We start from the raw sequence: 5820 nt of genomic DNA on the forward strand, positions 1-5820 counted from the left end.
GAATACGACGTACCTGCAAGCGTGGAACAAAACACCAAAAAGATGATGGCCAGAATCATGTTGAGGTAGTGGGAAATCACTGCAAACCCGAYGAGGCTCAGCAGAATGAGGGCGATATTTTTGACGCCGTAGTCCAGGGGGACAGGGTCATAGAAGTGCGAGCGCACCACCGTGAGAACGCCAATCACAAACAGCAGGGAGCTCACGATCAGGGGGAACATGCCGGGTCCGGACCGGCTTAATTCGCCTATTGAGTAGTTCAGCGACACCCCGCCAAAGAGCAGGGCGATCGCCATGAGGCACAGGCCCCGCACGAAGTTTCGGTTCTTCATGTTCATAGGGGTTTGCTCCATGGCTGCGCCGCTGCGGGCGTTGTCACAAACGGGGGGTGAGTCATCCGTGTCTCCTTGGTGGTGGCCCTGCCTTTGGCCGGTGCACAAGTTGCAGTCGACTGGGGGCGTTTGGGATGGAGCGGATGTTAGGAAGCGAGGCTTCCAATCGGCTTTCGTTTTACGCAGCCGAACTCAAAATACGTGTTATCACTAACAGGGCCGGTGGCGCCTGCGGCGCTGCCGGCTACGGCTCAGCCGTGTGCGTTCAACCCTGGGGATCGGACGCCAGCGGCAGCCGCAGGATGGCGCGCAAGCCTGAGCCGGAGCCAGCATCGGCCAGCTCGATGTCGCCACCGTTGCGCCTGGCATAGGCGCGTGCGATGGCCATACCGAGCCCTGCGCCGCGCGCGCCTTTTTCCGTCGGGCCGGCCGAATGAAAGCGTTCAAACACTTCTGCGTGCCGCGCTTTGGCTATGCCCGGGCCGTCGTCGCGCACCTCGGCGAGCGCCGCGCCATCGCCGGCGCTCACCTTCACGGTGATGTGCCCACCCGGCGGGGTGTAGACAATGGCGTTGTGCACCAGGTTGGACAGCGCCTCGTGCAGTTCGGCGCCGCGAGCCAGTACCGGGACTGCAGGGTTTTTGTGCAGCGCGTCGGGCACCAGTGCATCTTCAGCCGCGTCCAGGCCCAGGTCCTGGTTTTTCTCATGGGCCAGCGCCAGGTGCTGCAGCACCACGTCCCGCGCGATGCTGTTGAGGTCCACGACGGCAGGCGCGTCTTCGGATGGCGCACCGTCGCTCGCATGGGCCAGCGACAGAAGTTGCTCGCACAGACGCCGGCTGCGCGAGATCTGCACGACCATGGCGCGCAAGGTCGTGTGAAGCAGTTCAGGGTCTTTTTCGCGCAGCGCGACGCCGGCCTGCGTGAGCATGATAGCCAGCGGTGTGCGTAGCTGGTGCGATGCGTCGGCCAGGAACTGCGATTGCTGCTCAAGCAAATCGCGGTAGCTGGCCAGGTGCTGGTTGACGGCGTCGACCAGCGGCGCCACTTCATGCGGCACGTTGGTGGTGTCCAGCGGCTTGAGGTCGCGGCCTTTGTTTTCCAACACGGTTTTGCGCAGGCGCTCCAGCGGCCGCAGGGACCAGGTCACACCCAGCCAGACCAGCAGGATCATCACCAGCACCATGCGGGTGTCGCGTATCAACTCCTGCCGCAGCGTGGCCGCCTGCGCCCGGTCGCGTGGTTCGGTGCTTTCGGCCACCTGGATCAGCAGGTCAAAGGCCTGGCCACGCTCGTCAAGCACTTTGCTTTGAAGCGCCACCACACGCACTGCATGGTCCCGGTAGTCGCTGTCGTACCAGACCACGGGGGAGGCGATGGAAGAGGGCGAGGGGGCCTGCTGCGGCGGTGCAGGCAGGTCGGTTGCGCCTAGCAAGGTCACCTCACTTGCAGAACCCGCCCCTTGCGGCGTCAATCCGATATGCAGGTACTTTTGCAGCGGGCCGGCGGCATCGACCACCGCCTGTACCGCCAATGGCGCGTTCAGGTGCAGCAAGCCGTCCGGACCCACCGACAGACTGCCGCGCAGCACATGGACGGATTCGAGCATGGCCTGGTCGTAAGCGTCCTGCACCTGGCTGCGTAGTGCGCGGTAGTCGTTCCAGCTGTCCAGGGCCAGCAAGCCCAGGATGGCCGGGAGCAGCAGCGTCAACAGGCGTGCGCGTATGCCGAAGCGGTCCGGGTCAGCCCGCAGTATCTTCATGCGCGATGTCATGCGCGATGGCCTCCAGCATGTAGCCCAGGCCGCGCACGGTGACGATGCGCACGTCGCCGCCGTCGAGCTTGCGGCGCAGCCGGTGCAGCACCAGCTCAATGGCGTCAGGGCCTGCATTGCTGTCGGCCGGAAACACCTTGGCCGAGAGTTGCGACTTTTCTACCGGCGAGCCGCTGCGCGCCAGCAGCACCGACAACGCGGCGCCTTCGCGCGGCGTGAGCTGCAGCAGCGTGCCGGCCAATGTGAAGGCGCGGCTGTCGTGGGCGCATGAGAGCGAACCGCACTGCAGCGGCGCGTGCGAGCGTCCCCGGCTGCGCCGAACCAGCGCGGCGATGCGGGCCTCGAGCTCTTCAATCGCAAAGGGTTTGGTCAGGAAGTCGTCAGCGCCGACGTTCAGGCCTTTGACCCGGTCTTGAAGCGAGCCCTGYGCGGTCAGCACCAGCACGGGCGTGCGGTTGCCTGCCTTGCGAATGTCGGCCAGCAGGTTCAGCCCGTGTTTGTCGGGCAGCCGCAGGTCGAGCACGATCGCGTCGTAGTCATTGCCGGCCAACAGCGACTCGGCGGTGCCGGCGTCCGACGCATGGTCGGGCACAAAGCCGCTTTGCTTGAATGCGCGCACCAGCCACGAGGCCATCTCGGCTTCGTCTTCCACAAGCAGCAGGCGCATGGATTCTTCAGTGGTAAGGGCGGTTGCGGATGTGTGGCGGTTCAGCTCAGCGCTGGATGTCCCCGAGGCACAGGTACTTCATCTCGAGGTACTCTTCCATGCCGTGGCGGGAGCCCTCGCGACCCAGGCCCGACTGCTTCACGCCGCCGAAGGGCACGTGTTCGGTCGCGATCACGCCGGCATTGATGCCGACCATGCCGTATTCGAGTGCCTCTGCCACGCGGTAAATGCGGCCGATGTCGCGGCTGTAAAAATAGCTGGCCAGGCCAAATTCGGTGTTGTTGGCGGCATCAATCGCCTCCTGCTCTTTCTGGAAGCGGAACACCGGCGCGAAAGGGCCGAAGGTTTCTTCGCGGGCGCAGAGCATGTCGGCGGTGGCTTCAGAGATCACGGTTGGCTCAAAAAACTGGCCCTTGATCTTGTGGCCGCCCGCGAGCAGCTTACCGCCTTTGGCCATTGCGTCATCCACATGGCGCTGCACCTTGTCGACAGCGGCGTCCTCAATCAGCGGGCCTTGCACCACGCCGTCCTCAAAGCCGTTGCCGACTTTCAGCTGCTTGACCTTGGAGGCGAATTTTTCGACAAACTGGTCGTACACGCCGTCCTGCACATAAATGCGGTTGGCGCAAACGCAGGTCTGGCCGGCGTTTCGGTATTTGCTGGCCATGGCGCCTTCCACGGCCGAGTCCACGTCGGCGTCGTCAAACACAATGAAGGGGGCATTGCCGCCCAGCTCCAGTGCCAGCTTCTTGATTGAAGGCGCGCTCTGGGCCATCAGGATGCGGCCGACTTCGGTGGAGCCGGTGAAGCTGATGTGGCGCACCACGTCGCTGGCGCAGAACACCTTGCCCACGGCAATGCTATTGGCGCTGTCGGCTGTCAGCACGTTGAGCACGCCGGCCGGGATGCCGGCGCGAATGGCCAGTTCGGCGGCGGCCAGGGCCGTCAGCGGTGTGAGCTCGGCCGGCTTGATGACCACGGGGCAGCCGGCGGCGAGAGCCGGGGCGACTTTGCGGGTGATCATGGCGAGCGGGAAGTTCCAGGGCGTGATGGCTGCGCACACGCCGATCGGCTGCTTGATGACCATCAGGCGGCGGTTGTTGTCGAACTGGGGCAGGGTCTCGCCGTTGACGCGCTTGGCTTCCTCGGCAAACCATTCGACAAAACTCGCGCCGTAGGCGATTTCGCCCTTGGCCTCGGCAAAGGGCTTGCCCTGCTCGGCCGTCATGATGCGGCCCAGGTCTTCCTGGTTGGCCATCAGCAGCTGGTACCACTTGAGCAGGATGGCGTGGCGCTCCTTGCCGGTCTTGCTGCGCCATGCGGGCCAGGCCGCGTTGGCCGCGGCAATGGCGGCTTCGGCATCCTGGGCGCCCAGGTTGGCCACATCGGCCAGCTTCAGGCCGGTGGCCGGGTCATTGACATCAAAGCGGGATGAACCGGCGACCCACTGGCCATTGATCAGGGCGTCGGTCTTGAAAATGCTGGGGTCTTTGAGAAGGGAGATGGGAGAAGTTTTCATGTCCATGTGCTGGTGTCCTAAAAACGGGGGGCGTGATGGAAAGCCCGGAACTGCTTTTATTCTGACAGTTTTCGGGTTTCCGGATGAAAGGAGGGAAATGCATGTGTGGGGACCGGTCAGCCCGTGTGGCTCGGCGGCTCTTGCCGGCCGGCAGGCTATTTCATGCGCTGGGCGAACTGTTTTTCCAGCTCGGCCCCGCTACCGCGTGTCCAGAAAGTGGGGTCAAAGGCGAGCGACCGGCGCATGTTGCCGGGCGCCGATGGCAAGTCGCTATTCGCCATGGACAGGTCCGTGACCGGTGCGCTGGCGGCGGGGCGGCTGCGACCGGTGTCGTAGCGCAGGATGGCGTTGAAGTGGGTGGGGCCATAGGGTATTTCGCGCGAAAAGGCCAGCTGCGCTTCTTCCGAGGTGGCGAAACTGACGAAGGCGCGCGCCAGCTCCCGCCTCGGCGAGCCCTTGATGATGACCCAATAGTCCAGTTCATACACGGCGTCCTGCCATGAGATGGCCAGCGGGGTGAGCCGCTCGCGGTTGGCCGCGGCGATGCGGCCATTGAAGGCGGTTGAGAGTGTGGTTTCGCCGGAGGCCAGGCGCTGGGGCGGCTGGGAGCCCGATTCCCACCAGACGATATGGGGCTTGAGCTGCTCAAGCTTGGTGAGAGCACGCTTGACGCCCGCCTCGGTAGCCAGTGTGGTGTACACGTCGCGGCGATGCACCCCGTCGGCCATCAGAGCGATTTCCATGTTGTAGCGCGCACCCTTGCGCAAGCCCCGCTTGCCGGGAAAGCGCTGCACATTCCAGAAATCCTGCCAACTGCGCGGTGTCTCCTTGAACCGGCCTGGGTCGTAGGTCATCACGGTGGACCAGACAAAAGCGCCGACGCCGCAATCCTGCACGGTACCCGGCAGCAGCATGCCGGCATGAGGAATGCTGGCGCGGTCAATGCGCTCGAACAGGCCGGCATCACATCCCGCCTTCAGGTCCGCGGACTCCACTTCAACCACGTCCCATTCGCTCTTGCGTTCGGTCACCATGGTCCGGACGGCCGAGAGCTCTCCTGAGTACTCGACCCCTCGTGCCTCGGTTTTGTAGGCTGCCTTGAAAGGCTGGATGAAAGCCACATCCTGGGCTTTGCCGTTGGCTCCGCCGAAGTTGGCGACGGTCAATCCCTGCATCGGCGCTTGAACAGGCGTCTGGGCTTGTACGGAGAGCGCCAGACCGAGTGTCATCACGAGTGTCTGTGTGTGGGGTGTTTTCATTGAGGCAGCGCTCCGGGTGCTTGAGGGCAGGGGTGTAAGTTTGTAGAGCCCGCTTGGGCTTGTCAGGCCCTGCGGCCGCGCAGCCACTCGAGCAGCAGTAAAAGGGTGGTGGTGAAAAGGATGAGCAAGGTGGCCACTGCCGCGATGGTCGGCGAGATGTTTTCCCGGATGCCGGTGAACATCTGCCTCGGCAGCGTGGCCTGGTCCGCGCCTGCCAGAAACCTGTCTCTWAWACACATCTCCGAGCCCACGAGACTACCATACATCTC

The 5820-nt window shown here is 63.9% G+C and carries 5 protein-coding genes and 1 pseudogene; all 6 read right to left on the reverse strand.

Annotation, left to right across the window (positions count from 1 at the left end):
* Nucleotides 1–332 (reverse strand): tripartite tricarboxylate transporter TctB family protein (locus AC1D1X_RS13685; protein WP_477698460.1); only part of this gene is annotated, 332 nt, incomplete at its 3' end.
* A 265-nt stretch (nucleotides 333–597) separates the two neighbouring features.
* The gene (locus tag AC1D1X_RS13690) at nucleotides 598–2106 is read right to left on the reverse strand and encodes a sensor histidine kinase (RefSeq protein WP_477667822.1); all 1509 of its coding nucleotides are present in this window, start codon (nucleotides 2104–2106) and stop codon (nucleotides 598–600) included.
* Nucleotides 2075–2773: a response regulator gene (locus AC1D1X_RS13695; protein ID WP_477667821.1), complete on the reverse strand. Its 699-nt coding sequence runs from the start codon at nucleotides 2771–2773 to the stop codon at nucleotides 2075–2077. The genes AC1D1X_RS13690 and AC1D1X_RS13695 overlap by 32 nt, the downstream gene beginning before the upstream one ends.
* A 46-nt stretch (nucleotides 2774–2819) precedes the next feature.
* Nucleotides 2820–4298, reverse strand: coding sequence for an NAD-dependent succinate-semialdehyde dehydrogenase (locus AC1D1X_RS13700; RefSeq protein ID WP_477667820.1), 1479 nt, complete (start codon nucleotides 4296–4298; stop codon nucleotides 2820–2822).
* Nucleotides 4299–4447: 149 nt separating this feature from the next.
* On the reverse strand, nucleotides 4448–5551 hold the full coding sequence (locus tag AC1D1X_RS13705; RefSeq protein ID WP_477667819.1) for an ABC transporter substrate-binding protein: 1104 nt from the start codon (nucleotides 5549–5551) through the stop codon (nucleotides 4448–4450).
* 62 nt (nucleotides 5552–5613) lie between these two features.
* A pseudogene (locus tag AC1D1X_RS13710) lies at nucleotides 5614–5820 on the reverse strand (hypothetical protein); the annotation flags it as partial.

This window comes from Polaromonas sp. P1_G4, assembly GCF_056405475.1.

Excerpts from the sequence above, each read along its gene's own strand:
- AC1D1X_RS13690 (WP_477667822.1), bottom strand. The coding sequence starts at position 2,106 with ATGACATCGCGCATGAAGATACTGCGGGCTGACCCGGACCGCTTCGGC.
- AC1D1X_RS13700 (WP_477667820.1), bottom strand. The coding sequence starts at position 4,298 with ATGGACATGAAAACTTCTCCCATCTCCCTTCTCAAAGACCCCAGCATT.
- AC1D1X_RS13705 (WP_477667819.1), bottom strand. The coding sequence starts at position 5,551 with ATGAAAACACCCCACACACAGACACTCGTGATGACACTCGGTCTGGCG.